This is a genomic window from Sorangium sp. So ce448, assembly GCF_051520915.1.
Lineage (GTDB): Bacteria > Myxococcota_A > Polyangia > Polyangiales > Polyangiaceae > Sorangium > Sorangium cellulosum_B.
Genome location: NZ_CP150343.1, coordinates 1,822,098 through 1,847,962, shown reverse-complemented (window position 1 = coordinate 1,847,962; position 25,865 = coordinate 1,822,098). Strand labels below are relative to the sequence as shown.

20 protein-coding genes and 1 pseudogene are annotated in these 25,865 nt (G+C 69.9%); 14 read left to right on the top strand and 7 right to left on the bottom strand.

The genetic code is table 11. The features are described 5' to 3' along the window. Window position 1 precedes the first annotated feature (1 nt). On the bottom strand, window positions 2-2,164 hold the full coding sequence (locus tag WMF45_RS06980; protein ID WP_437716159.1) for a type VI secretion system Vgr family protein: 2,163 nt from the start codon (window positions 2,162-2,164) through the stop codon (window positions 2-4). A gap of 139 nt (window positions 2,165-2,303) precedes the next feature. Between WMF45_RS06980 and WMF45_RS06975 the strand changes: the two genes are divergently transcribed. The 7 genes from WMF45_RS06975 to WMF45_RS06945 all read left to right on the top strand — a co-directional run bounded on the left by WMF45_RS06975 (window position 2,304) and on the right by WMF45_RS06945 (window position 9,890). Beyond that, a complete protein-coding gene (locus tag WMF45_RS06975) occupies window positions 2,304-3,326 on the top strand; it encodes a DUF2169 family type VI secretion system accessory protein (RefSeq protein ID WP_437716158.1) in 1,023 nt (340 codons plus the stop codon). After that, the gene (locus tag WMF45_RS06970) at window positions 3,323-4,420 is read left to right on the top strand and encodes a 3-oxoacyl-ACP synthase (protein WP_437719505.1); all 1,098 of its coding nucleotides are present in this window, start codon (window positions 3,323-3,325) and stop codon (window positions 4,418-4,420) included. Before WMF45_RS06975 ends, WMF45_RS06970 begins: the two co-directional genes overlap by 4 nt. Then, a complete protein-coding gene (locus WMF45_RS06965) occupies window positions 4,417-5,742 on the top strand; it encodes a PAAR-like domain-containing protein (RefSeq protein ID WP_437716157.1) in 1,326 nt (441 codons plus the stop codon). The genes WMF45_RS06970 and WMF45_RS06965 overlap by 4 nt, the downstream gene beginning before the upstream one ends. Before the next feature lie 3 nt (window positions 5,743-5,745). Next, window positions 5,746-6,480 carry a hypothetical protein gene (locus tag WMF45_RS06960; RefSeq protein WP_437716156.1) on the top strand — a complete coding sequence of 245 codons (735 nt, stop codon included), beginning with the start codon at window positions 5,746-5,748 and terminating at the stop codon, window positions 6,478-6,480. A 107-nt stretch (window positions 6,481-6,587) separates the two neighbouring features. After that, window positions 6,588-7,235 carry a peptidoglycan-binding domain-containing protein gene (locus WMF45_RS06955; RefSeq protein WP_437716155.1) on the top strand — a complete coding sequence of 216 codons (648 nt, stop codon included), beginning with the start codon at window positions 6,588-6,590 and terminating at the stop codon, window positions 7,233-7,235. 73 nt (window positions 7,236-7,308) lie between these two features. Further along, window positions 7,309-8,088, top strand: coding sequence for a hypothetical protein (locus WMF45_RS06950; protein WP_437716154.1), 780 nt, complete (start codon window positions 7,309-7,311; stop codon window positions 8,086-8,088). Window positions 8,089-8,090: 2 nt separating this feature from the next. Beyond that, window positions 8,091-9,890, top strand: coding sequence for a hypothetical protein (locus tag WMF45_RS06945; RefSeq protein ID WP_437716153.1), 1,800 nt, complete (start codon window positions 8,091-8,093; stop codon window positions 9,888-9,890). A gap of 64 nt (window positions 9,891-9,954) precedes the next feature. Here WMF45_RS06945 and WMF45_RS06940 read toward each other — a convergent pair whose 3' ends face one another. Together WMF45_RS06940 and WMF45_RS06935 are read right to left on the bottom strand one after the other, a co-directional pair. Next, window positions 9,955-10,722 (bottom strand): TIGR02996 domain-containing protein, encoded by a 768-nt coding sequence (locus WMF45_RS06940; protein ID WP_437716152.1) that lies wholly within the window; start codon window positions 10,720-10,722, stop codon window positions 9,955-9,957. A 222-nt stretch (window positions 10,723-10,944) separates the two neighbouring features. Further along, window positions 10,945-11,856, bottom strand: a complete 912-nt coding sequence (locus WMF45_RS06935) for a LysR family transcriptional regulator (protein WP_437716151.1) — start codon at window positions 11,854-11,856, stop codon at window positions 10,945-10,947. Window positions 11,857-11,913: 57 nt separating this feature from the next. On the opposite strand from WMF45_RS06935, the gene WMF45_RS06930 reads away from it, so the two are divergent. Together WMF45_RS06930 and WMF45_RS06925 are read left to right on the top strand one after the other, a co-directional pair. Further along, window positions 11,914-12,921 (top strand): aldo/keto reductase, encoded by a 1,008-nt coding sequence (locus WMF45_RS06930; RefSeq protein WP_437716150.1) that lies wholly within the window; start codon window positions 11,914-11,916, stop codon window positions 12,919-12,921. A 71-nt stretch (window positions 12,922-12,992) separates the two neighbouring features. Further along, window positions 12,993-13,514: pseudogene (locus WMF45_RS06925) on the top strand (glutathione S-transferase family protein); the annotation flags it as partial. A 53-nt stretch (window positions 13,515-13,567) separates the two neighbouring features. On the opposite strand, the gene WMF45_RS06920 reads toward WMF45_RS06925, so the two are convergent. From WMF45_RS06920 to WMF45_RS06910, 3 genes are all read right to left on the bottom strand, one after another. Next, window positions 13,568-13,945 (bottom strand): response regulator, encoded by a 378-nt coding sequence (locus WMF45_RS06920; protein WP_437716149.1) that lies wholly within the window; start codon window positions 13,943-13,945, stop codon window positions 13,568-13,570. Continuing rightward, a complete protein-coding gene (locus WMF45_RS06915; protein WP_437716148.1) occupies window positions 13,929-15,938 on the bottom strand; it encodes a sensor histidine kinase in 2,010 nt (669 codons plus the stop codon). The genes WMF45_RS06920 and WMF45_RS06915 overlap by 17 nt, the downstream gene beginning before the upstream one ends. A gap of 487 nt (window positions 15,939-16,425) precedes the next feature. After that, window positions 16,426-17,919: a hypothetical protein gene (locus tag WMF45_RS06910; protein WP_437716147.1), complete on the bottom strand. Its 1,494-nt coding sequence runs from the start codon at window positions 17,917-17,919 to the stop codon at window positions 16,426-16,428. A gap of 327 nt (window positions 17,920-18,246) precedes the next feature. Between WMF45_RS06910 and WMF45_RS06905 the strand changes: the two genes are divergently transcribed. The 5 genes from WMF45_RS06905 to WMF45_RS06885 all read left to right on the top strand — a co-directional run bounded on the left by WMF45_RS06905 (window position 18,247) and on the right by WMF45_RS06885 (window position 24,656). Next, on the top strand, window positions 18,247-20,022 hold the full coding sequence (locus tag WMF45_RS06905; RefSeq protein WP_437716146.1) for a hypothetical protein: 1,776 nt from the start codon (window positions 18,247-18,249) through the stop codon (window positions 20,020-20,022). Window positions 20,023-20,118: 96 nt separating this feature from the next. Then, complete coding sequence (locus WMF45_RS06900) at window positions 20,119-21,378, top strand: hypothetical protein (protein WP_437716145.1); 1,260 nt, start codon at window positions 20,119-20,121, stop codon at window positions 21,376-21,378. Between the two features lie 998 nt (window positions 21,379-22,376). Then, entirely contained in the window at window positions 22,377-22,628 is a 252-nt protein-coding gene (locus WMF45_RS06895) for a hypothetical protein (RefSeq protein WP_437716144.1), read from the top strand. 362 nt (window positions 22,629-22,990) lie between these two features. Beyond that, window positions 22,991-24,169 (top strand): hypothetical protein, encoded by a 1,179-nt coding sequence (locus WMF45_RS06890; RefSeq protein WP_437716143.1) that lies wholly within the window; start codon window positions 22,991-22,993, stop codon window positions 24,167-24,169. Window position 24,170: 1 nt separating this feature from the next. Then, window positions 24,171-24,656, top strand: a complete 486-nt coding sequence (locus WMF45_RS06885) for a hypothetical protein (protein WP_437716142.1) — start codon at window positions 24,171-24,173, stop codon at window positions 24,654-24,656. Window positions 24,657-24,666: 10 nt separating this feature from the next. Here the strand turns inward: WMF45_RS06885 and WMF45_RS06880 are convergent, their stop codons facing one another. Then, window positions 24,667-25,734 carry a hypothetical protein gene (locus tag WMF45_RS06880; protein ID WP_437716141.1) on the bottom strand — a complete coding sequence of 356 codons (1,068 nt, stop codon included), beginning with the start codon at window positions 25,732-25,734 and terminating at the stop codon, window positions 24,667-24,669. Window positions 25,735-25,865 lie beyond the last annotated feature (131 nt).

The following is a 25,865-nucleotide window of genomic DNA, read 5'->3' as shown; positions in this document are numbered from 1 at the left end:
TTCAGTTCATCCCGATCTTGCCGCCCTTGACGCTCACGTTGCCCGAGGCCTGCACGCTCACGTCGCCGCCGGACTTCACCGCGAGCTTCTGCCCTTCCACCTGGATCGGGCCGTCGGCCTTCACGACGAGCTGCTTTCCCTGCACGACGATGTCGCCGCTCTTCTTGATCAGGATCCGCGCGTCGCCGACCTGGATGGTGAGCTCGTTGCCCACGATGATCGCCTTGTTCTCGCCGACCTCATCCTTCGCGCTCTTGCTGACCGTGACGGTCATGTCCTTGCCCACCGTGATGGCGTAGGCCTCGTCCACGCTCACCGACTTGCTCTTGCCGACCGTCTCGTCGCTCGCCTCGCCGACGGATTCGGTCTTGCTCTTGGCGACCGAGATCGACGCCGACTCGCCGATCGAGACGCTCTGGCCGCCGCGCACGTCGACCGACTGGTCCTTGCCGACCGACTCGGTATGGCCGCCCGACACCGAGACGCTCCGGTCGCCGCCGACGTCGAGGCGCTCGTCCTGCCCGATGCTCTCCGTGTGCGTCTTCTTGACCTCGATGGTCTTGTGGCCGCCGACCGCCTCGCGCTGATCGTTGTCCACGCGCTTCGTCCGGTCGCGGACGACGTGGAGCGCCTCGTCGCGGCCGATCTCCTGGGTCTTGTCGTTGCGAACGACGGTGTTCCAGTCCTTCTGGCCGTGGAGGAAGATCTCCTCGGAGCCCTTCCGGTCCTCGAAGCGGAGCTCGTTGAACCCCTCGCCGCCGGACGAGCTGTTCGACTTGAGGGTGCTCTTCGTCTTCTCCGCGGGCAGCGGGTACGGCGGCACGTTGGCGCCATGGTAGACGCTGCCGACGACGAGCGGGCGATCCGGGTCGCCCTCGATGAAGTCGACGACGACCTCGTGGCCGATGCGCGGCAGGATGACCGCTCCCCACGCGCCGCCGGCCCACGCCTGGCTCACCCGGATCCAGCACGAGCTGCGCTCGTCCCGCTTGCCCTGCCGGTCCCAGTGGAACTGCACCTTGATGCGCCCGTGCTCGTCCGTGTAGATCTCCTCGCCCGCAGGGCCGGTGACGATCGCGGTCTGGACGCCCCGGATCGAGGGCTTCGGCGTGATGAGCGGCGGGCGGAGCGGGACGGCGGCGGGGATGGCCTGGAACCGGGTTTCACAGGGCGACCTGCCCTCGCTCGTCACGGCATCCATCGCAGGCTCGTGGCCGCTGTGCTCGACGCGGACGAGGAGATAAGACTGGTTGATGTCGTCGCTCGGGTGCTCGGCGAGCGAGAAGGTGCGGCCGGCGAGCAGGCGAGGGCACACGGCCTCGCCCTCGGCGGTGCGGCGCCTCGCCGCGAGCTCCTCCAGCCGGACGCGCGCGCGCTCCCGGCCCGCGCCCGGAGCGTCGTAGTCGCCGGGGTGGTCGTATATCTCGAGATCGTCGTCGCGCTCGCCCTGCTCGGAGCTCTCCAGCGAGAGATCCGGCTTCTTGAAGTTGTAATCACGCAGCGTGACCTTGCCGGGCCGGAGCTGCTCGGCGTAGCGGAAACGGGAGACGTGCTCGCCGCTGACGAGCGCGCCGAGCGGCGGGCGGAAAACGACCGTCGCCTCGCCGTCGATCGGGGGGTGGGCCGAGGGCGCGTCGCAGATCACGAGCACGTGCGCGCTGGCGTCGTGATCGAACCAGTAGGAGATGCCTTCCTCCTCCATCAGCCGGCAGGCAAAGGCCCAGTCGCTCTCGCGGTACTGCACGCAATACTCGCGGGTCGCATAGCTCTTCCGGAGCGAGAAGCGGCAGCCGTCGGCGGCGACCCCGGCGGCGCCAAAGACCTTCTTCAGGATGTCGGGGACCGAGAGCTCCTGGAAGATGCGGCTGTCGCGCCGGTGGAGCAGGCGAAAGACGTCGGGCACCAGCACGGCCCTGTAGGCGGTGAGCCGCCTCCCCTCTTCTCCCAGCTCGAAATGGGCGATGATCCCGTGGACGTGGCGGACGTCCTCGTTGGCCTGGAACGTGAGCGACGCGCGCTTGCCGACCACATCGCCGAGGGCGATGTCGCCATCGAGGCTCACCAGCGTGATATCGAACCGGAAGAGCTCTGAGATCGCCTCCTGTCCCTCGAAATGGACGATCCGGAGATCTGCGCCGAGCCCTTCGATCTGCAATGTGTGCACGTGCCCCGCTCCTCCCGAGAGGCGAGCGCACGGGAGCGCGCGCGCGCGAGCGCTCCGATGATACATGTTCCCCGCGGCGCGATGTCGAGCTGCTTGTGCTGCCCAGGCGGGTATGAAATGCTCCCCGCGCACTGGCTGGATGCCCGCCCTCGACAACCTCACCCCGCTCGCGGCCGCCGATTTCCCGTCGCTCACCCGGGACGGGGCGGAGTGCCTCGTCGTCGTCGCCGCCGGCAGCTTCGTCCTGCCTGCGCCGGGGCGGCCCGCCGCGGGGCCGCTGCGCCTTTGCGACGAGCAGCCCGCGCCGCGCGCGGCCGACGAGTACTGGGGCGAGCCCGGGGCGTCGAGCCTTCGTTATGAATCGGAGGCCGCGTACACGCGCCCGCTCACGGACGTGCTGCTCCATGGCCATGCATGGACCGCCGGCGGGCGGCGGGCGGCCACGGCCTCGGTCGCGATCCGCGTGGGCCGGCTCGAGAAGCGGGCGCTGGTGTTCGGCGCGCGCGTCTGGCAGCGCGGTGTGGCGGGGCTCTCCGCCTCGATCCCGGAGCCCTTCCGGTCGGTGCCGCTCCGCTACGAGCAGAGCTTCGGCGGGGCGGCGGCCGGCGCATACGACGCGCGCAACCCGGTGGGCATGGGCCTCCACGCGAGCGAGCGCGAGGCGCAGGACCGCCCCTTGCCGTTCATCGAGGACCCCGCCGCGCCCATCGAGCGCTGGTCGGACCGGCCTCCGCCGTGCGGCTTCGGTCCGGTGGCCCGGAGCTGGCAGCCGCGCCTCGCGCTCGGGGGCACGTACGACGCGGCGTGGATCGAGCGGCGCGCCCCGCTCTGGCCTGCCGACTTCGACGAGCGCTTCTTCCAGGCGGCGCCGCGCGGCCTCTCTGCCTCGCCGCACCTGCGGGGCGGCGAGCCCGTCGTGCTCGACGGCGTATCGCCCGACGGCCCGCTCGCGTTCTCGCTGCCCGTGTGCCGGGTGGTCGCGAAGTGCGCCTTCGCGCGGCGCGTGGTGCGGCGGCTCATGACCCTCGACTCGGTCTACCTGGAGCCGGACGAGCGGCGCGTCTCGCTCGTCTACCGCGCGACGTTCGTGGCCCACGGCGAGCTCGCCGGGCACGAGGCCACCACGGTCCGCCTGCTGGAGCCGTGGGAGAACGCGCCGTGAGCGGCGAGCGCGTCGTGGGCCTCGGGCTGTGCACGCCGGTCGGGACGACCGCGGAGATGACGCTCGCGTCGATGCGGGCGGGGCTCGCCCGCTTCGCGGAGACCTCGGTGCGGGACGGCGCCGGCCAGCCCGTGCGCGCGTCGCGGCTCTCGACGCTCGATCCGACGTCCACCCGCACGGAGCGGATGATCGAGCTCGGCCGCGCCGCGCTCGACGGCCTGCGGCAACGGCTCGAGGCCCTCCCCGGGCGAGCGCCGCTCTACCTCGGGCTGCCGGAGCCGGGGCTCGGGGCGGAGATCGCGCGGGAGCCGCTCCTCTCGGCGCTGGCGAGGCGCGATCCGGCGGCGCGCGGCGGGGCGCGCGGCGCGATCGAGCTCGCCGGGGCCTTCGAGGCGGGGCGCGCAGGCTTCTTCGAGGCGCTCTCCGCGGCGATCGAGGACCTGCGCGCGGGCCGGGCGGGGTCGCTGGCGGTGGTGGGCGCTGTCGACTCGCTCTGCGACGCGGGCTCGCTGGCGGCGCTCTCGGCGGCGCGGCTGCACCTCGGCGCGCAGAACCGCGACGGGCGCGTCCCGGGGGAGGCGGCGGGGTTCGTCGTGCTGGCGCGGCCCGGCGCGGCCTCGACGATGGGCCTCGACGCGCTGGGCGTGGTGCTGGGCGTCGCGCTGGGGACCGAGCCCGTCCCGTTCGCGTCGCAGGTGCCGAGCGCGGCCGACGGGCTGACGGGCGTCTTCCGCGCGCTCCGGGGGGACGCGGCGGCGGGGGCGCGGCGCGTGGACGAGGTGATGAGCTGCCAGCCGGGCGAGTCGTTCTGGGCGACGGAGCTCTCGCGCGCGTACCTGCGCAACGCCGCGCTGATGCCGGAGCCGCTCGCGCTGTCGGCCGCGGGCGAGTGGCTGGGCGACGCGGGCGCGGGCGCCGCGCCGGTGATGCTGGCCGCGGCGCTCCAGAGGCGGCGGCGGCGCGCGCTCCCTCCGGGGCAGGCGCCGCGCGCGCTCGTGTACGGCAGCGCGGACGGCGCGCGGGGCCGCGGGGGGCGCGTGGGGGCCTGCGTGGTGGAAGGGGCCGTCGCGGCCCGAGGAAGGGAGGAGCGATGAGCAACGTCTTCGCGAACGGCCGCCTGGTCCTGCACCAGGGCGACGGGCTCACGCACATCGCGGCGCCGCCGGACGTCTGCAAGGTGCCCACGCCGGCCGGCCCGGTCCCCACGCCGTTCGTGAACACGGCGCAGGACGCGATGCTCGCCAAGGGGAGCAAGCAGACGGCGATCGCGGGCAACCCCGTGGCCCTCGCGAGCTCGGAGCTCAGCACGAGCACGGGCGATGAGCCGGGGTCGGCCGGGGGCCTCATCTCGTCGAAGATCAAGGGCAAGCTGACCTGGAGCGGGTCGAGCACGGACGTGAAGGTGGAGGGCAAGGGCGTGGCCCGGTTCCTCGACCCGACGATGCACAACGGCAACACGTTCAACACCGCGTTCATCTCGAACGGGCAGACGGGGCTGGCCTACGGCGACGACGCGCCGTGCGGGGTGTGCCGGCAGGCGCTGGACAACCACCGCGTTCACGAGACGAGCGCGGTCGTCGAGACGCTGCTCGCCCTCTTCACGGAGCTCCGGGACAGGTTCCGCGCGCAAGAGGAGCTCCTGCGCAAGTACCTCGCTCTCGTGGAGCAACGGCGGGAGAAGCGGGCCGTGTTCGAGCGCAAGATCGATGAGCAGAGCGTGCTCTTGGAGCAGCTGGAGGCGGCTGCGGCATCCGCGAAGACGGACCTCGACAATGCGCCCAAGGAGAAGAAGGCCGAGCTCGGCAAGAGCTACAACGAGGCCCAGAAGAAGGTGACGGCGAAGCGGAACGAGATCAAGGCCCTCAGGCGCGAGGCCGAGGCCGCGACCGAGGACCTCACGAAAGAGCTCCGCGAGATCAACGACGAGCTCGGGGAAAAGCCCCCTGTCCTCGGCGAGGACGAGAGGACCGGCACGTACACCAAGCCCTATATGATCGGGGCGTGCATCTGCAAGTGCAGCCAGGCCCCCAAGATGCTCGCGGCCGCCTCCGGCAAGGTCACGCCCGGCTTCAGCGACGCCGTGGAGGCCACCGGGACGTTCGTGCTCGTCGACGGCTTCACGCAGAGCGACCGGCAGAAGGCCGCCCTCGAGAGGCTGAACCGCAACGCATGGGACTGCGCCGCTCCCAAGCTCCTCGAGGCAGGAGGCGCGGGGGGACACAAGGTCAAGACCATGTCGGAGAAGTGGTACTCGCCGCTCGGCGCGACCGTCAAGGTCACGTACACGAAGACGAAAGACGGAGAGAGGTCGAGGAGCCCGCAGGAGTTCCGGCACGGAGAGTCGGTGCCTTCGTGCGAGACCTGCCAGGAGCTCATCCCGGAGATGCTCTGCGACAACCAAGAGGAGTGCGCCTGAGCCATGGAAGAGCTCCTCTCGCTCCTCGACCGCTACGCGCCGGGGTACCGCGGCCGGGTCCAGGGCGTGCACGGCTGGCGGCTCGACGAGCTCGAGGACCGCTTCGGCCGCCCTTGCCCGGGCTTCTACCGAGCGTTCGCGCTGGCGATGGGCGCCGAGGGCGGGCCGCTCCTCGAGGGCCTTCACGAGTACCACCCTTCCAAGATCGCAGACCTCTACGCCCTCGCTCCATGGATGCCGCCGCGCCGCTTTCTCTACGTCTTCGGCGACGCGTCCCCGGACGGGCAGCACTACTTCCTCGATCTCGACGCCCCGTCCGAGGCCGAGGACTGCCACGTCGTCCGCTTCCCCTTCGGCGAGCAGACGTGGACGACGCGCCTCACCCGGCGGTTCGTGAGCCTCCGGGAGATGCTCTTCGTGCTGGCCATGACGAACGTCCACCTCCCGACCTTCCCTCACCGCGCCGAATACCTCTCGACCGGCGGGCCGGCGAGCGCGCCTCCGCGCGCCGAGGACGTGGCCGTCATCCTCGAGCGGCTGGGGTTCACGCGGCTCCCGTATCCGCGGCGCTGCCTCCTGTTCGAGCGGCACGACGCGGGCATCCTGCTCTACCGACGCCCTGACGACCCGGGCTTCTCGCTGCGCGTCGGGTTCCTCGATCCGGCGAAGCTCCGAGGCTTCGAGGCCGTCATCGAGGACGCCGCCGGGCTGGCCCGGTGGCGAGGCGCGGCGCTCTAACGGCGCGCGCGCGCCTCGCCGTGAACGACATCGCCACCGCGCGCCGCCGTGGACGTCCTCCGGTGCGCGCGTCTACCATCGACGCTGGCGCGTGGCAGGAGGTCCAGGTGGGATCCGCGAAGAAGCACATCGTCAAGCAAGGGGAGTGCATGTCGAGCATCGCCTTCGAGAACGGGTTCTTCTGGGACACGCTGTGGTCGCACCCCGAGAACGCCGCCTTGAAGGAGTCTCGCGACAGCCCCTTCGTGCTCCGACCGGGCGACGTGGTCCACGTCCCGGCGCTGACGTTGCGAGAGGTCAGCGCCGCGACGGGAGCCAAGCACACCTTCCGTCGCAAGGGCGTGCCCGCGAAGCTGCGCCTGCGGCTGCTCGTGATGGATGAACCGCTCGCGAACCTCCCCTACGTCCTGACGTACGGCGACCGGAAGATCGAGGGAACGACGAGCGCCCAGGGGCTGGTCGAGGCCTTCGTCCCCCCGGACATGCCGCGCGCGAGGTTGACGGTGGGCGAGGGGGACGACGTGCACGTCTACAACATCGCTCCACGGACGCTCAACCCCTCCCGAGACGTCGACGGAATCCAGGCACGCCTGGCCAACCTCGGCTATTACAGCGGTCCGCGCCATGGCGAGCTCGACGCTGCCACGATCGCCGCGCTGAAGCGCTTCCAGAGCGACCACGACCTCGAGGCCACGGGCAAGCCCGACGAGGCCACGGCAGCGGCGCTGTCCGAGCGCCACACCAGCTCGAGCTGAGCCGATGCCCGCCGCTGCCTCCCACCACGAGCGCCGCCCGGGCCCCCCCGGACCCCGGGTCGGGGCCTGAGCCGTGCGCTCGACGAAGCTCCCCGCGCCCGGCAGCCCCGCCTATGCGAGGCTCCGCGAAGACGTCCTGAGCTACCTCTGGCGGCGCTATCCGCAGCACTGCGTCGTCCTGACCGATCCCCGGAGCCGCCGCGCCATCGACGTCGGCATCGCTCGCGCCGCCCGCCACGGCTTTCGAGACGCCGTGGACATCCGCCCCTTCGTGGGCCTCATGGTCTTCCTCGGGAGCCATTTCGACGAAGATCCACAGCTCCCCTGGGCGGGCGAGCATCTCCGCCGGAGCGCCCGCGGAAGCCGCGCCGACGCGATGACCGGCTTGCTCGGCGAGACGGCGCGGCGCATGGAGCCGATCGTCGGCCGGAGCGGCGAGTATTACAGGCGCGCCTTGGCCTGGTCGGATGCCCGCAGCTTCGAGGAGATCGCCGCGGCCCATGACGGCAGCGACGACGGGCTGCGCAGCTTCCTGAGGCAGCTCTATCGCCGGAAGTACGACGCCCTCGGCGACGACTCCCTGGGGCGACTGATCCAGAGCGCGCGGAGCGCGGCCGAGCAGCACGGCCTCACCGCGGCGCCGGCCGTCGTCGTGTACCTCGGGCTCATGTTCCTGCTCGGCAGCGCCTTCGACCGGGATCCGTTTCACCCCTGGGCCAGCGAGGCGCTCGCCACCGCCGCCGCCTCGGGTCCCGCGCCGCAGGGATGCGAGCTCCACGCGAGGGCCATCGAGACGCTCCGCCGCTACACGAGGCTCGACAGGCTCATGCAAACACGCACATCGGGAGGTTGACCATGGGGTGCTGCTGCGGGACCAGCGCCGTCGACGACGAGGCGGAACAGCGCCAGCTCGTCCAGGACGAGCCGGACGACGACGCGCGAGACGTGGACGCCGGCCTCGAGGGGCTCAACGTCGTCAATGTGCAGTTGCCCACCGTCTACTATGTGATCGTCGGCCGAGGTCCGATGGCGGTGGTCAACCACCGCACGCTGCGCGCGTCCGCGTGGGGGCGGGATCGCATCGGCGAGCTCCCGGTCCTCCACGTGGGCTTCCCCAACCCCTGGCCGAGATACTTGCGACACGGCCTGGGTCAGCCGAATCACCTCCTGAGCTTCCCGGCGTTCGCCAATCAACCCTCCATCGGGGGGGGCGCGATTGACGGCGGGCTCGACTCCCAGCACTTCGGCGGGCAGATCAGCGCAGAGTTCGACACGCTCGACGCCCAGGTTGCAGAGGAGTGGGTTGGGCTGATCCAGTCCCAAGCAGGGATGCAGGCGATCGACGATCGGATCGCGGCCGAGATCGGCGGCGGCGCGGTTCGCGATGCGATCAACCTGCGGATTCAAGCCCCGTGGCCGGCCTTCGAGGACGGCGAGGCTCCGTATCGTCTGTGCCTGTACAACCCCGTGAACGGGACGGCCCGCCTGGTCTACGCCGCGAAGATCGACATCTGCACCGGGCCAGGGCGGCCGAGCGTCTTTGCGCCGGCGAACGGGGACAGCGACGAGACCCGCGCCGCGAGGACCCCGCCGTGGCTCAGCCCCGAGCGCTGGTCGCAACAACCGGTATGGCGCAACCGCAGGACGCTCAACGGCGTGGACGCGATCCGCGACGAGGTCGTGTGGAACAATGGCGATAGAGTTTGCGTCACCGCCGGCGGCGGCGTGGGCCTCAACGCGGCGGAGAAGGCACGAAATAACCAGTGCGTCCTCGATTGGTTCGGTCGCGACGAGCTCATGCCGATCTTCGAAAACCCGAGGAACATCACCTTTCTGAGAGAGCCGAACACGAACGACCACCGTGCACCGGCGCGACGCCTCGACGCCGGCATCAACGGGGAAGACGACCTGATCGCCTCCTCCAGGCGTGCGCGCATGGGGCGCGGCGCCAGGCTGGCCGCCGTCGCGAACACCGACGTCGCCGTCGAGGTTCGGCTGGCGGCAGCGGGGAACGAGCACATCATCCGTGATTGGTGGGGCAACCATAGCCAGTTGAACGTCGGCGAGGGCCGCTGGGAGCTGTCGCAAGACTACGCGGGTGAAGTCGGTGGGCTGGGGGTGGCGGAGTCTCGCGTGTACCGCCGCCTGGTCATTCCGAACGGGCAGGCGACGAACGAGGTTGGGCACCCCCGCTCCTTCGCTCATCACCTCGCCTTTCAGGCCGTGGAGGAGGCAGGCCGGCTGGTCGCCCTCGAGACGGCAGACCACCTCGTGCGGTTGCTCGGAGCCGCGTGCAACAACTATCCCGGGTACGGCATCGGCACGCGGAACGTCCACGGCAACACGCCGAAGGATAGAATGTGGAACTTTCACGCGACGCTGCCCGTGTCGGCGGTGCCCGACGGCTTCATCCTCTGTGGTGTCAACACCGCGCTGGCGAACCACTATTTCGACGATCACCCGAACAGGAACGTCAACACGATGACCCCTATCGAGCTCGCCGGGGTCGTGGGCGACGATCTCGCGGCGCGCATCATCGCGGAGCGCAACACCAGAAACGGCTATAGCAGCCTGCAGGAGCTCCGGGCCGCCTGCGACAACGACCAGGATGCCAGGCTGGCCCAGCTGCAATTCGCTTACCCGGTAGCAGGGTAGGCCTCGCGCGCGGCCGCCGCGAAGCGGCCAACGCCTCGATGGCTCCCGCGCGCGTGCAGCGCGCCTACACCTCGAATCGGCCGGGGATGACGTCCCGGTGCAGCCACGGCTGGTGGCCGAAGCGCGCCTCGATGTCCTTGCCCTCAGGGGGCATCCAGCTCGCGACGACGACGCCGCTGTCGTACCCCAGCTGCTCCACGGGGTCGGTGGGGTTACCGCGAAGCTCGGCATACCGGAGGTCGCGGAGGTACGGAGACGCGGCGAGGGCCTCCGCGGCGGCGAGGGTCAAGTGGTTGTCTGCCACCGAGAGCCAGCGCAGGTTGGTGACGTGAGGCGACGCGGCCAGCATCTGCAAGTGCAGGTCGTGAAGGCCACACGCGTCCATCGACAATGACCGGATGTGGGACCAGAGAGGCGAGTCGAAGAGCGCCTCGTCGACGTCGCGAACGTCCGTCAGATCGAGGTGCTGGACGGGCGCCAGCGCCATGATGCCCTCGCCGTTGTCGAGGAAGCGCCGAGCGCTCAGCTTGATCCAGCCGACGAAGCCCCGCACGAAGTGATACGCGTCGACCGACCCCGCGATCGCCCCTGCCCACGAGGCGCCGTGGCGCTCGATGAGCTCCCCGATCCGGTGCTGGAGGCCGAACGCGCGGCCGGTCTTGATGACCTCCGGGGCCGTGTGCATGAGGTCGATCTGAGCACGAATGAGCTCGCCCCGCGCGATGGACGCGGCGTCTCCCTGGCCGCTGCTCCACTGGGCGTAGGCGAGCCGGGGAGCGTCATCGTCGGGCGCGTCCAGGACCGCCTTCAAGAGTGTCGCTTCATCCGTCATGGCGCTCGACGCAGCCGAGCCTACACGGCCTCGCACATCGCGCCAACCGCGATCGAGGAGCCGAGCATCGGCATGCCCTTCGCGCCTTCACAGGGCAAGAGCCGACCCCCACGGGACGGCCCAGCGGTCAGGCCGCGCGGCCCCGGCGAGCTCCGCTCGCGCCGCCGCGCTCGCCGCCCCCGGAGCGCTCCTCCGTGCGCTCGGCCAGGCAGGTCATCCAGGTCATCTCTTGCTCAGCGGCCGCGCGATCTGGACGATCTTCTCCCGCGCGAACTTGCACGCCTCGTCGTCGTCCGTGGCGGCGGGCCAGAGCAGCTCCATGTACCCGGGCTGGACCTCGAACGGCAGGGGCTTGGTCCGGAGGTGCGGCCTGACGGCGCGGATGTCGTCGGCGACGATCTCGGGCACGGTCGCCAGCATCGCTGTCCCGTCGATCAGCGCGCCGAGGTTGGAGAAGCTCGCGACGGAGCACCGGATCCTCCGCGTCTTGCCGAGCAGGTCCTCCACGAAGCCGCGCAGGTCCCCGTTGTACGAGACGATGACGTGATCGTGCGCGAAGTACTGGGCCTCCGTCAGCTTGCGCAGGCGCGCGTGGCGCGGGTCGTACAGGCAGGTGAAGCCGGTCTTCAAGAGCCGCTGCCGGCGGACGTTCGATGGGAGATCGTCGGCGACCGTGATCGCCGCGTCGACGCCGCCCGCGAGCGCCGCGCCCACGGTGCGGAACTGCACGGGCACGGCGACGACGCGCATGCGCGGCGCCTCGCGCTCGAGCGCGCGCAGGAGCGGCGGGAGCAGCCACACCTCGGCCGTGTCGGAGAGCCCGAGGCGGAGGGTGCGCTCGCACGTCTTCGGGTCGAAGCTCGGCGGCGCCAGCGCGGCGTCGATCAGGGCGCCGAGGTGCGGCTTCAGCGACGCGCGCAGCCGTTCGCCGCGGCTCGTCAGCGCGACCCCGCGCCCGCTCCGCACGAAGAGCGGCGCGCCGATCGTCGCGGTCAGTCGCCGGAGCGCGGCGCTCACCGCCGGCTGCGTCAGGTACAGCCGGCTCGCCGCCTCCGTGACGCTGCCCGCCTCGGCGACGACGGCGAAGACGCGGAGGAGGTTCAGGTCGAGGTTTCTCCCATAAACGTCAGGCATGTCGAGAATACATCCTATTCATTGGAGCAATGAAACGCGAGCGCCTAGGGTGACGGCATGACGACGACGAACACCACCAGGCTCGGCAAAACTGGCCCCTCCGTCTCCCCCCTCGCCCTCGGCTGCATGAGCATGGCCGGCGGCAGCCCGTACGGCGACAGCGACGAGGCGGAGAGCATCGCGACCCTCCACGCGGCGCTCGATCGGGGCGTGAGCCTCCTCGACACCGGCGACTTCTACGGCATGGGCAAGAACGAGATGCTCGTCGGCCGGGCGATCAAGGACCGGCGCGACAAGGCCGTGCTCAGCGTGAAGTACGGCGGCCTGCGCGCGCCCGACGGCACCTTCCTGGGTTTCGACGCCCGTCCGATCGCGACGAAGAGCTTCCTCGCTCATAGCCTGTCGCGCCTCGGCGTCGACTACATCGACATCTACCGGCCCGCGCGCCTGGACCCGGCGGTCCCGATCGAGGAAACGATCGGCGCCATCGCCGACATGGTGAAGGCGGGCTATGTCCGCCATATCGCCCTCTCCGAGGTGAGCGCGGAGACGATCCGCCGCGCCGCGAAGGTGCACCCGATCGTGGACCTCCAGATCGAGTATGCGCTCGTGAGCCGCGGCCCCGAGGCGACGATCTTCCCCGCGCTCGCCGAGCTCGGCGTCGCGGTCACCGCGTACGGCGTGCTCTCGCGCGGCCTGCTGGCCGGGAGCAAGCCGGCCGGCGCGGGCGACATGCGGGCCCACCTGCCGCGCTTCTCGGGCGAGAACGCCCGGAAGAACCAGGCCCTCGTCGACGCCTTCGTTCGCCTCGCAGAGAGGCGCGGCGTCACCCCCGTGCAGCTCGCGATCGCCTGGGTCCGCGCCAAGGGCGCCGCGCAGGGCGTCACGGTGATCCCGACGATGGGCGCGCGCACGCGGAAGCAGCTCGAGGATGCCCTCGCCGGCCTCGAGATCGCGCTGACGCCCTCCGACCTCACCGAGCTCGAGGCCGCCGTCCCCGCGGAAGAGATCGCCGGCGCCCGCTACCCCGCGCCCATGATGGCGATGCTCGACAGCGAGAGGTGACCTCAGGGCGGCCTCATCGTCGATGCATCGAGGAATTGATCGGGTTGGCGGAGAGGAAGAAGAAAGGATCTATGAAACTGTACTTCAGCCGAAACTTGAATCCACGGGTCGCCGTCGCCGTGGCGCGCCACCTCGATGCACCCGTGGACTACGTCCACGCGGCTCCTCTCGACCCGTCACAGCAGGAGAAGTTTCGAGCGCTGAATCCGAACCTGCGCGTGCCCATCCTTGTCGAGGGGGACCAGTCGCTCTGGGAAACGGACGCGATCGCGTGCCGCCTCTCGCAGCTCACGGGCTCGGACTTCTGGCGCACGGGCGCCGCGCAACCGGAGATGATCCGGTGGTTGAGCTGGGGCACGCACAACTTCGCCGCCGCGTGCGACAAGGTCCATTTCGAGCGGGTGACGAAGCAGCGCTACGGGCTCGGTCCCATCCGCGACGACCTCGTGGCGGAGGGGCTCTCGGGGTTCGCCGAGGCGGCGGCGCTGCTCGAACAGGTCCTGAGCGGCAGGGACTGGCTCGTCGGGAGCGCGGTTTCGTATGCAGACTTTCGGATGGCATCGGTGCTTCCGTTCGCGGATCTCGCCGGGGTCGACGCCATGGCTGGAGGATGTCTCGAGCGCCGAACGAGCTCCCCGACGCGAGCTCATCGTGTCTTCGCGACCACGGCGAGAAGGGTGTCGAGATCGATCGGCTTCTTGAGCAGCGCACACACGTCCAGGGTGGCTGCCTTGGCTTCCAGAGCGTCGACGCCCGACAGGATCGCCACCGGGATGTCCGCCAGCGCGGGCTCCCGTCGCTTGAGCGCGAGAAACTCCCAGCCATTGATCTCCGGCATCATGAGGTCGAGCAGGATGATGCTCGGGCGGAGGCCGCTGCGGAGCAGCTCCAGCGCCACCGCGCCGTTCTCCGCGCAGACGACCTCGTAGCCGCATGCCTGCAAGAGCTCCTCCACGACGGCGCGAAATCCGATGTCGTCGTCGACGATCATGACACCGTCGCGAGGATCACCCTGCGGGCTCATCGGGACCTCCGGCCGGCGGAGACACCTCGGTCGGCAGAGCGTCGCGGCGCCGGCGCAGGGGGAGCTCCACGATGAAGGCAGCCCCCGCGCCGAGCTCGCTCTCGACCCGGATCGAGCCATCATGGCCGTTCACGATCTGGCGGCTGATGTACAGCCCCAGGCCGAGGCCGCCGTAGTGCTGCGCCGAGACGCCTCGCTCGAAGCGCTCGAAGATGTACGGCGCGCAGCTCGCGTCGATCCCGATGCCGCGATCGGCGACGACCAGCCTGGCCACCTCGCCCTCGGCCGCGACGCTGATCTCGATCGGCTTGCCCCGCCCATACTTGATGGCGTTCAGCACAAGGTTCGTCACCACCTGCTCCAGACGGGCCCTGTCCCACGTGCCCACAACGGGAGCGTCTGCGCGCCAGCTCACCGTACTTCCTGCCTGCTTCAGCTCCACGTCGAAGTGCTCCACGACCTCCTGCGAGAGCGCCCGGAGATCGACGTCTCCCAGCTTCAGCTCGAGCTTGCCTGCCTGGATCCGAGCCACGTTGAGCAGATCGTCGATGAGCCTCACGAGCCGCTGGCACTGCCGCTCGGCCATCCTGGCCAGCTTCGTCGCGCCGGCGGGGAGCGTCGTCGCCTCGCGCATCAAGCCTTGCACGGCGAGCTTCAGGCCCGCGATGGGGGTATAGAGCTCATGGGAGGCGATCGACAGGAAGTCGTCGCGCATCCGCACCGCTGCCTCGGCGGCGGTCCGAGCCCTCTGCTCGTGCTCCAGGACCAGGGCGCGCTCCGCCTCGATCTTCTTGCGCTCCGTGATGTCCGTGGAGATGCCGCCCACCGCGTACGGGACGCCGGCGACGTCGCGCAGAGGGAACTTGATGGTGAGATAGGTGTGCGCGCCGTCGTCCTCGGGCATCACCTCCTCGTCTTTCAGCGCCGTCCCGGCGAGGAGCGCCCGCCGGTCGAAAGCGCGGAGCGCCTCGGCGTGCTCCCGGGAGAACACGTCATCGTCCCTCTTGCCCACGATGGCCTCGCGAGCGACGCCGAACAGCTCCTCGAAGCGGCGGTTGACGAGGAGGTAGCGCCCCTTGATGTCCTTGACGGAGACGATGGCCGTCGAGCTGTCGATGATGGCGCGCAGGAGCTCCTGGCTCGTGCGCAACGCCTCCTCCGCGCACCTGCACTCCTCCGCGACCTTCCGCAGCGCCGCCTCCGTCCGCTCGTGCTCGGCGATCGTCTGCCTGAGCTGGGCGTTGGCATGGCGCAGGTCGGCGGTGCGCTCGGCGACCTGCTGCTCCAGCCGCTCTTTCGCCCGGGCCTCTTCCGTCAGGCGAGCATCGAGGGCGAAGATGGATTTCAAGTCCATCTCGATCACGTCGCGACACTGCTCCATGAGCGCCTGGTAGGCCTTGCTGTAATGGTTCGCGCGGTCATCCAGCACGCAGATGGTCCCGAAGATATCCCCCGTGGGCCAGGAGATCGGGAAGCCGAGATAGGATATCAACCCGAGCTCGACGTCCGGATTGGACTTCCACTGCTCGTCTTTCAGGGCGTCAGGGATCAGCAGCGGCGTTCGGCTCGTCATCACGCTCTCGCAGTAGAGCCCGGTGCCGAGGCGCGCTCGTTCGTTGGGCGCGAAGGGGTTCCCCTTCGACTCGCTGGAGACGCAGACGACCATCTCCGGGGGCTCGATCCTCATGATCAGCGCGGCCGGGACGCGCAGGATCTCCGCGAGGAGATCGGTCATCTCCTGCCACTTGCGAGCGATGTCCGTGGGGATGTCGGTCGCGACCGTGCTCGACTGGGTTGTTCGGCCGCTCCCCGGCGGAGGGCTCTTCGTCCCGAGATCGTCCGTACGTTGCTCCGGCGGGCAGCCCGAGGCGGCCTTCTTCGGCCCGGGGCCCGCGCGCTCAGCGCGCTCCGCGGGCCCGCCTGGCCCCGGGTGGCGGGCGTGCTCGACGACGAGCGCGCCTGGCTCCGTGTGATCGTCGGGTCCGGTACGCATGCTCCTCCACGATGAGGAATCGTGCGAAGGGCCATCGGGTTGTCAAGCAATCCATACTGACGCTCACCGACCCCCCAGCGATCCGGCGACGTACGCGCCCCGGACCTGGTGACGTCACGCCGGCCAGCCCGTCGCCGCTCGGGCGAGCGCGGCGGCTCCCGGGCGCCGTCCCGCGCCGCCGCGATCGCCTGCTCGTGACGGCCTGGGCGACGCTTGCGACAGCTGCGCGGCCACGCCGAACTCCGACCAGGCCGAGCACGACATCCTCGGCGACCACCCCTCGCTCGCGGTGTGCTTCCACTGACCGTCCCCCGACCCCGGCCGCTTCCTCGAGACCATGGGAAAGCCGCGGATCCCCTGCGCGAGCTCGCGGAGGATGTCGACGATATCGAGGCATGGCGCGCCGCGACCGGCGCGCCGGCCCCGTCCCCGGGCAGCGCCGATCCGCCCGGCCCGACGTGGAGCTCCCGTCGTGCCGCGCCTCCGCTCAGGCGGAAGGCACGACGGTGATCTCTCCGGTCGTGTACAGCGCGGAGGTATCCCAGGCGAGCCCGGGGGCGAGCGGCAGGGCGATGTGCACGTCAGCGAAGGTCCCTGTGAGCTCTCCGCTCAAGTCGAGCAGGGCGACGGTGTCCCCGGCCTGGAACGGCGCCGTGTCGCCTGCCGGGACCACCTCCAGCACGCCATCGAGGCTCACGTCCCCGTCCACGACCAGGAGCGGCGCGGCGCCCGGGCCCGCGACGGTGGCGCTCAGCGTCGCGCTCGGGCCCTGGCTGTAATCGCCCGCCACGTCCGTCGAGGCGTAGACGTCTCCCACGGAGAGCGCGCCGGCCTGCGTATTGGCGAGATCGCCGAGGAAGCTGCCAGTGCTCAGGCGGCCGCCGGCGAAGTCGAAGTCGCGCGCCTGGATCTCGATCGCGCCCGCGGCGAGCTCCCCGCGCGTGAGGCGCACGATGGGCTCCGGGCCAGGCGTTCCGCCTTCGAACAAGGGCGTGATCCGGAGGAGGCCGCCGATGCTGACCTTGCCTCGCCCGTCGACGAGGAGCGACGGGGAAATCGAGAAGGTCGCGTAGATCGTCACATCGCCGCTGTTGCGCCATGACGCGTAGGGCTCGCTTACCCAGACGAACCCGTGGCCGTACGTGGAGCGGATCTCCGTCTCTTCCGTCACGAGGGTTCCATAAGCGCCGACCGTGAGCTCGCCATGGCCGGCGGCCCCGACGCGCAGCAGCCCCTCGTTGGTCCAGGTGGCGTCCCAGCCCCTCACGATCGCCGAGCTCGCGAAGTTGTAGGGCCCGCCGGGACGGGTCTCGATCTGCGCGTTCGCGGTGAAGACCTGGGCCCCCTGCTCGATGCGCAGCCTCGCGCCGCCGTTCGCGCCCACGACGAACTCGCCCGTGTTGACCCACCTCGTCGCGGAGCCCGTGACGTTCACGTCGCCCTGGCAGATCTGGCACGTCGCGATGAATACGTTGTTCGAGAAGAAGCTCGCTCCCTGCTTGATCTCGAGGACGCTGAGCTCCTCCGAGCGGCCGATGTACGCGTTCGTCTGGCTCGTCAGGGAGGCGTCGTACCCCTCGACGAGCACGTATCCGAAGGCCGAATAGCCGCGCACGCCGAGCACGAGGTCGTCGGTGGTCACCTGGGCGCCCCGTTTGACGAGGAGCGAGCCGGACGCCCCGGCGCGAAGCCCGAGCGCGAGCTGCCCATGGTTGATCCACCGTGAACCGTATCCGATGACCTGTACCCTGCCGCTGGAGTAGGCGACCGCCGCCACCGAGGCGCCGGCGCTGATCAACGTCCCCTGGTGGCTGACGATCACCTCTCCCATCGGCTCCTCCGCGTCGAGCGCGCTGCCGACCACCAGCGCATTCGCCCCGAGATCCCACGGGTCGCCCGGGTCAGCGACAGCGGGCGTCACATTCCCCGAGACGGACACGCTGGCATAGGCCGGCCCGGCCGCGCCCATCGAAGCTGCCACGAGCAATACCGAGAAAGCGGTTCGAGCTTGTTGGTTCATGTGCCGTGTCTCCGCATGAAAAATTCGCGCTTCACTGGACTACTCCTCGCCACCAACGCGCCCGCGAAACGGAAATTTCGTGAATCATGTCAAATACTTATGCATCAGACGCGTCATTGCCCGTCCTGATCCGCTTGCAGGGGATCAGGTCATCGTTTTCGAGGTGCGAAGGCAGGTTTTGAGGTGAAAGAGTACACAGGATCATTCAAAAGAAAATCGTCCAGTGGCTCCTCGCTCATTTGGAGGCCTGATGAATATGCGGCTCATGTCGAGCAACGAAGCGTTGCCATGGCCGAACACATTGCGCGTCGTGGTTGGAGCCTCGAGGGTTGCCTGCGGGCAGCATCCGCACTGACCATCACGGCCCTGGTTGGCCTCACCGCGTGCGAGCCCATCGCGCGCGGCGGAGGTAGCGGCGGTGCAGGAGGCACAGGCGGCAGCGGCGGCGCTCCGGGGGCGAGCAGCAGCAGCGCCACAGAGGGTGCCGGCGGATCGAACGACGGCGGCGCGCCTTGCACCGGCGGCGATGGCGGCGCCCCCGGCACCGGCGGCGGCAGCAGCTCGACCGGTGGTGGCTGCGGCTCGCCGGGCACATGTGTGCCGGGCTCGGTCGTCGCCTGCTACACAGGCCCTGCCGGGACGAAGGGCGTCGGGCGCTGCGCTTCCGGGACGCAGACCTGCCGCCCCGACGGCTTCGGCTACGGCGCGTGCGCGGGCGAGGTGACACCCGCTCGAGAGCGCTGCGCCACGCCGGCGGACGAGAGCTGCGACGGCGAGCCCCGCTGCGCTCAGCCGCCGGCCTGGGCGCTGGGCTTCGGCGGCCCTGGCGTCGACGAGGGCTTCTCCGTCGCGAGCGACGCCTCGGGCAACTACTACGTCTCGGGCACCTTCCGAGGAACCGTCGACTTCGGCACCGGCCCCGTGACCAGCGCCGGAGAGGCGGACATCCTCTTTATCAAGCTCGATCCCTCGGGCGCGGTGCTCTGGAGCAAGCGCATCGGGACCGAGCGCGACGAGCGGGGGGGCGCCGTGACCGTCGACGAGAACGGCAACGTCTTCCTCACCGGCGTGTACATGGACGCGTACGGGATGCCGAGCATCGATCTGGGCGGGTGTCCCCTCCCCCTCCAAGACATCGCCCCGTTGGTATCCTTCTTCGTGGCCCAATTCGATCCCGACGGCAATCCCATCTGGAGCAATGGTCCCTACGCTGCTCCAGCGGTGCACTCCGTCGAGCAGATCGCCGTCGATGCTCACGGCGATATCTATGTCGTGTACCTCCAGTGGGAGCAGGCCCAGCTCATCAAGATCGACGCCGCGAGCAAGGCCACCCTCTGGTGGGAGACGTTGCCAGGATACTATGCTCGCGGCGCGGGGCTCGCGCTCGACAGCGCCGGCAACGTCGTGGCGGTGGTGACCCACGGCTTGAGCTTCGAGGGCATTCCAACCAGGTTCGTGGTCTCCAAGTACTCTCCGGCCGGCGATCCCCTCTGGGTGCAAAATTTCATATCCAGCGACCCTGTGTTTGGCGGCGGCGTGACGGCGCACGCCGTGGCGATCGATGCGGCGGACGAGATCCTCGTGACGGGCACGACGGATGGATCCATCGACTTCGGCAGCGCGCCCCTCCCCGCCGGCTCCGTCCTCCTCAAGCTGGATGCCGCGGGCGAGCCCATCTTCAGCCGCTCGGTCCGCTTCGGCGACAGGATCGCGCTGGATCCCGCCGGCGACATCGTCGTCGCCGGACGCGGCCTCGCGAAGCTCGACGCGAGCGGGACGGAGCTCTGGTCGATCGACTTCGACGCAGATGCGCGGGATATCTCCTTGTCCCCGAACGGCGCGATCGCCGTCACCGGTCTCGCGGGTGGCCCCGTGGACTTCGGGACCGGCCCGATTCCCTATGTAGGGTCCAACGACGCCTACGTCGTCGTCTTCAACCCGCCGGCGAGCGGCGGCGACGATGACGGCGGCGGCGGCGGAGCAGGATCGAGCGGTGACGGCGGCGGCTCGACCGGCGGCGACGCGCCGGCGACGTGCGTCCCAGGCTCGGTCGTCGCATGTTAAACCGGCCCCGCCGGGACCCGGGGCGTCGGGCGCTGCGCTCCTGGAACGCAGACATGCCTCCCCGATGGTGCCGGGTATGGGCCCTGCATCGGCGAGGTGACGCCCGCCGCAGAGGTCTGCGTGACACCGGAGGACGAGAGCTGCGACGGCGAGCCCCATTGCCCTCCTCAGCCACCATGGTCGCGGGGATATGGCGGCGCCGGCGCCGACGTGGGCTGGTCCATCGGGAGCGACGCCGCAGGCAACTACTACGTCATCGGCACCTTCGAAGGTACCGTCGACTTCGGCGCCGGCCCGCTGACCAGCGCAGGCGAGACGGACGTGTTTCTCCTCAAGCTCGATCCCGCCGGCGCGTTGCTCTGGAGCAAGCGCTTCGGCAGCGACCTGGCGGAGACCGGCCGCGCCCTCGCCGTCGATGGAAGCGGCAATGTGTTGCTAGCCGGCATATACAGGCAAGGGATGTCGGCCGTGAGCTTCGGCGGCTGCGCGCTCCAGGCGTCGGGCTGGGAAGAGGCGATCTTCGTCGCCAAGCTCGACCCCGAGGGGAAGCACATCTGGAGCCAGAGAGCCGTCGCGTCGGACTGGTTCGGTTACAAGCTCTTCGGGCGGCTCGCCGTCGACGCCCTCGGGAGCGCCTATGTGGCGTTTGCCCCGCTCTTGGCCCCGTCGACCCCCTCCCTGGCGAAGCTGGATCCCGCAGGAAACATCCTCTGGACTCAACCGCTCGCGACGGCGATCCCGTCCCACAACGACTACCAGCACCAGAGCGACGACGTTCTTCTCGCGGTCGACAGCGCTGGCGACGTGATCACGACGAGCGCGTCCATCTCCGGTCAGCCGTCCTGCCCCTGCCCTCACGGGTTCACCGTCCAGAAGCGCACCCCGGCCGGCGGCGTGGTCTGGAGCCGCCAGATCGGTCCCTCGGCTCCCTCCGAGGCGGAGCTCGGAGTGTCGGCCCTCGCGCTGGCGATCACCGCCGACGACGAGATCCTCCTGACGGCCTACACCGACGGGACCGTCGACGTCGGCGGCGGGGTGCTCCCCGAGGGCCCGGTGCTCGTCAAGCTGGACGCCGCGGGCGAGCATGTCTTCAGCCGCTCGATCCCGTTCGGCCATGCGATCGCCGTGGATGGCTCCGGCGGCATCGTCATCGCCGGCGACGGGCTCTCCAGGCTCGACGCGGGCGGGACGGCGCTCTGGACGAGCAGCTTCGACGCGAGCGCGAACGACATCGCCGTCTCTCCGAACGGCACGATCGCCATCACCGGCGCTGCCGAGGGACCGACGGACTTCGGGACCGGGCCGATCCCCCACGCGGCCGGCGCCGATGTCTTCGTCGCCACCATGAGCCCCTGAGCGCCCCGGCGGCGGCGCCGGCGCGTCCGCCGCGCCCCGTCACCTCGACGGGCCTCGCGTCACGTCATGCGCCCGAGATCGAGGCGGCGACGACCAGGCGGCCCCACGTGTAGCGCAATCGCTCACGCCGGCGCCCAGGCTGTCCCGCTTAAGGCCCGTGAGAGGCCACCCAGCTCGGCGGAGCGCAGCGCGAGCTCGGGTCGCGCTGCGCTGGGCCGCCCTCCCAGGTGCGCAGATTGGCCTTCCACTGGCTGCAGATCCCTGTAGCATTACCCATGTGCGGGCAGTTCGGGGCATGGCCGCAATGGACGTGCACGATGGGATCTGGGCAGACCAGCCACGACGGCAGGTGCCGAGCTGCCCTCCGGTGGGCTCGACAACAGAGAGGTTCACTCCTCTTGCAAACTCTGCGTTCGAAGGTTGTGTAAGGAACCCAACAGCAAGGAATGAGCGTGATGTCTGCGAGACTGCTGCATGGACCTCCCCCCTCGGCGTCACGCCGATGGGGTCTAGTCTTTCTGATGGCCAATGCCGTTGCTTTTTCGTTCCTTGGTTGCGTCTACGACAGCGAACAGCCCTGTGGACCTGGCCAGACCGTAAGGTCGGTGTCGGAGTACTCGGAGGTCTGCGTCTGCGCCGAGGGTTATGCTGCAACGACGGCGGGCTGCGTGCGCTGCGGCGAGAACGAGGAGATCGGGCCAAGCGGCTGTGTCTGCAAAGCCGGATATGGCCGCGCTGACGCCGCGGCGTCCTGCACGGCATGTGGCGACAATGAGGTGACCGGAGCGACAGGGGCGTGCGAATGCGCGCCCGGGTTCAGCAGGGCGTCCGCCGAGGCGCCATGCACCGCGACCCCGGCTGGCCTGGCTGCGGCGTGCGACACCGCAACGACGCCTTGCCCGGAAGCCGAGTACAGTTACTGTCACGCCGTCTCGGGGACCAGCGGCTACTGCACCAGCCAGGGGTGCGAGGGCCCTGCCGACTGCGCGGGTGGAACCATGTGCGACCTCACGGTCACCCCATCCTACTGTCGCCGGCCGCCGATCGGCGCGGGGAAACCCTGCACCGGCGACGCAGATTGCGCAGGGACCGAGGCCACGTACTGCAATATCCAGCTGACGCAGAAGTGCCAGGTTCAAGGCTGCGCGCTCTCGCCGAACAATTGCTTCACCGGCACCGTGTGCTGCGACTTTACCGCCTACGGAGTCGAGCAATACCAGTGCGTCGCGGAAGGGAGCTGCCCCAATTGAGAACGCGATCCGTTGCACCCCGCGGCGTGTCCATTCACCTTGCCTTCGCCGTATCCTCCGCGCTGTCGCTCGGGTCGTCGTTCGCGGCGGCACAAGCAGCTCCGACGCCCGCGGAGGCCACGGGTCCAGCGGCCCCCTCCGGACCAGCTCCGGCGCCGGACGCCTCGGGTGCCGTTGGATCTCCGGAGCCGGCGCCTCCGGCTCAACCTGCCACGAGCGCAGAGCCGGGCGCAGCAAACACGCCTTCGCCGGCGGCCAGCCCGGCTTCGAGCGCCGCGGCGCCTCGACCCCAGGCAGGGGCTACCGGCACGGTCGACGCGGGCGCGGCGCCGGGAGCCGGCGGAGAGTCCGTCGCTCAGGCGTTGGCCGGCGAGGAGGTCGCGGAGGAGCTTACCTCCGACGAAACCAAGCTCAGCGTCTACGGCTTCGCTGATTTCACCTTCGCCACGTTGCTCAGCGACGAGAAGACCTCCGGGTCCTTGAGCGGAGTGGGCCCGAACCCGACGTTCTACGTCGGCAATCTCAACGTCTACCTCGACTCGAACCTGGGCAAGAAGTTCCGCTCCTTGATCGAGCTCCGCTTCACTTACCTGCCCGACGGGGCGGTCGTGACCGACCCGGCGACGTTCCAGAGCACCCGTATCAGCGCTGCCTTTCCAGACTACACCGACTTCTCTCGGGCGAAGAAGGTGGGCGGGGTGATCATCGAGCGCGCGTGGCTTGAATACGCTGCCCATCCCCTCTTCAACGTCCGGCTCGGACAGTGGCTCACCCCGTATGGGATCTGGAACGTGGACCACGGGACACCTGTCATCCTGAGCGTCACGCGACCCTATATCGTTGGCGCCGAGTGGCTGCCCCAGCGACAAACCGGCATCGAAGCGTATGGAAGCCATGGCATCAATGACACGCAGGTAGGATACCACCTGACGCTGTCCAATGGCCGTGGCCCGGTCGACAGTTATATGGACCTGGACAAGAACAAGGCAGTTGGCTGGCGTCTCTGGCTACGGCAAGACACTCCGTTCGGCGACTTCGCTGTCGGCACATCGGGCTACAAGGGCCGCTACACCGACGCCGGGCAGGTCACCACGCTGGAGGACGGCGCGTTCGTTACCAGCTTCCCGGTCACCACGAGCTACGACGAGCTCGGCCTGGCCGCAGATCTCAAGTACACCTGGGGCGGGTTCCTGTTCCAGACCGAGTACATCATGCATGATGTACGCTACGACGACGACCACCGGCCTGCTGGCTTGGCCCCAGGGACGTGGACCCCTGACAACCGTGGCTGGGGCTTCTACTTTCAGACGGGTTATCGATTGCCCTGGTACGGCATCATGCCCTGGTTCGGCTTCGAATACGACCGCACGGGCAAAACCGCCTTCGTGTACGAGGCGTGCGATATCGTCGGCGGCTTGAACATACGCCCCACGGAGAACGTCGTGTTGAAGCTCGTCGGGGTGCATGTCTGGATGCCCTACCTGAAAGAGAAGAGCATCGATTTCGATCAGTTCGCCATGCAGGCCGCGTGGAGTTTCTAGCATGATCGCTCGAAGAACCCTCTTGACGTCGTGCGCGTTGGTGTTCGCGGCGGTGGTCACGGCAGCGCCGGAGGAGACGTACGGCGCGGGCGACCTGGGACCTCTGGCGATCGTCGTTTCGAAGAGCTTCCCCGCGGAGGGGATCTCGTTTGGAGATCTGAAGCGCGCGTACATGGGCAACCAGGTCATGGTGAACGGGAAGCTGCTGGTGCCCGTCACCTATCCCAGGGCTGCTCCGGAGCGCATCGCCTTCGACGAGGCGGTCCTCGGCATGTCCCCCGAGGAGGTGGGTCTCTACTGGATCGATCGCAAGATTCGTGGCCAATCCGGCCCGCCGAAAGGCGTGTCGAACGCGGCCACGGTCATCTGGCTCGTGAGCAGGGTGGACGGAGCAATCGGCTTCGTTCGCGCGTCTGCAGCGGGAAATGACGTCAAGGTGCTTCGCGTCGACGGCAAGCTACCCCGCGATCCGGGGTATCGCCTCTAGCGCAGGGATTTCATCCCGCCTCCCCGGCCCCGCACTCGGCCTCGCCCGTGCGCGCCGCCTCCTCGGGCGGCTCTTCCCACGGCCGCGTGACCAGCGCGGGCCGCACCAGCGGCACCCAGGGCCTCGGCCCCGCAGCGGCCATGCGCCCCTCCTCGGCCGCGATCTCCATCAGGCTCTCGCGGCTGATGCTCACCAGCTCGAGGCGCACCGCCTCCGGAATCGATCCCGCCCGCGCCGGCTCGGGCATCTCCGCTTCGATCGACGGCAGGGCTCCCTCCCCCGCTGACGCCGCGTCGACCCGGATCTCGGGCGCCGACGGCCACGCCCCGCCGAGCTCTCGCCCGATCGCGTCGAGGCTCTCGCGCCCGAGCGCCGCCTCGCCAATCCGGATGTCCGGCAGCGACCCGGCCGGCCGCGCCGGGGCGCCGGGCGACGGCGGCGCCTCGCGCAGCGCCACCGGGCGCGCCAGCGACCGCGGCGGCCCCCCGTTGGCGAGGAGGGCCAGCCCCGCGACCGCGCTCCGCTTACGGGCCGGCGGCGACGGCGGCGGCGGGCGCCTCGAGGCCGGGGCCGGCGCCTCGCACACGACCGCGGCCCCGCAGATGGCCGGCGGCACCTCGCGCACCTCGGCGACCGGCCGGCGCGCCGAGGGAGGCACCGCCTCCCCCCGCGGCCGCGACCGGGTGCGCCGCGGCGCGCTCCGGATCGGCTGCGGCGCCGCCGGGGTCCCCTCGTCGATGGCACGCAGGCCGCGCTCGATCGCAGACGCCACGTCCCGCCGGTCCGCCCACGTGGGCATCACCACGCAGAGGATCGCCTCGGCGGCCACCCCGAAGTACACGTCGACGGGCGCCGCGCCCCCGTACGGCACCAGATCCTCGCGCCGCAGCTCGACGCACCCGAGCCGGCCCAGCTCTCCGAGGCTCAGCGCCGCCTCGACGATCTGGCTGCGGCCCTCCCTGGGCATGTCGCGCGGCACGCGTTTGGTGATGACCCGCCCCCGCCGGGTGATCACGAACGCGAAGTCCGCCCCCGCAGCCACGTAGGTTCGGTCCGAGATCGCATCGAGATCCACCACGCTCCCATCCTACCCGATCCAGGGCGACTTCGTCTCGGGATCATGCCTCTCCGCGCCTCGCAACGCCCTCCCGCCGCGGCGGAGGTGCTGTGTTGTGCGAGATACCGACAGAGTCCCTGTTTTTCTACAGC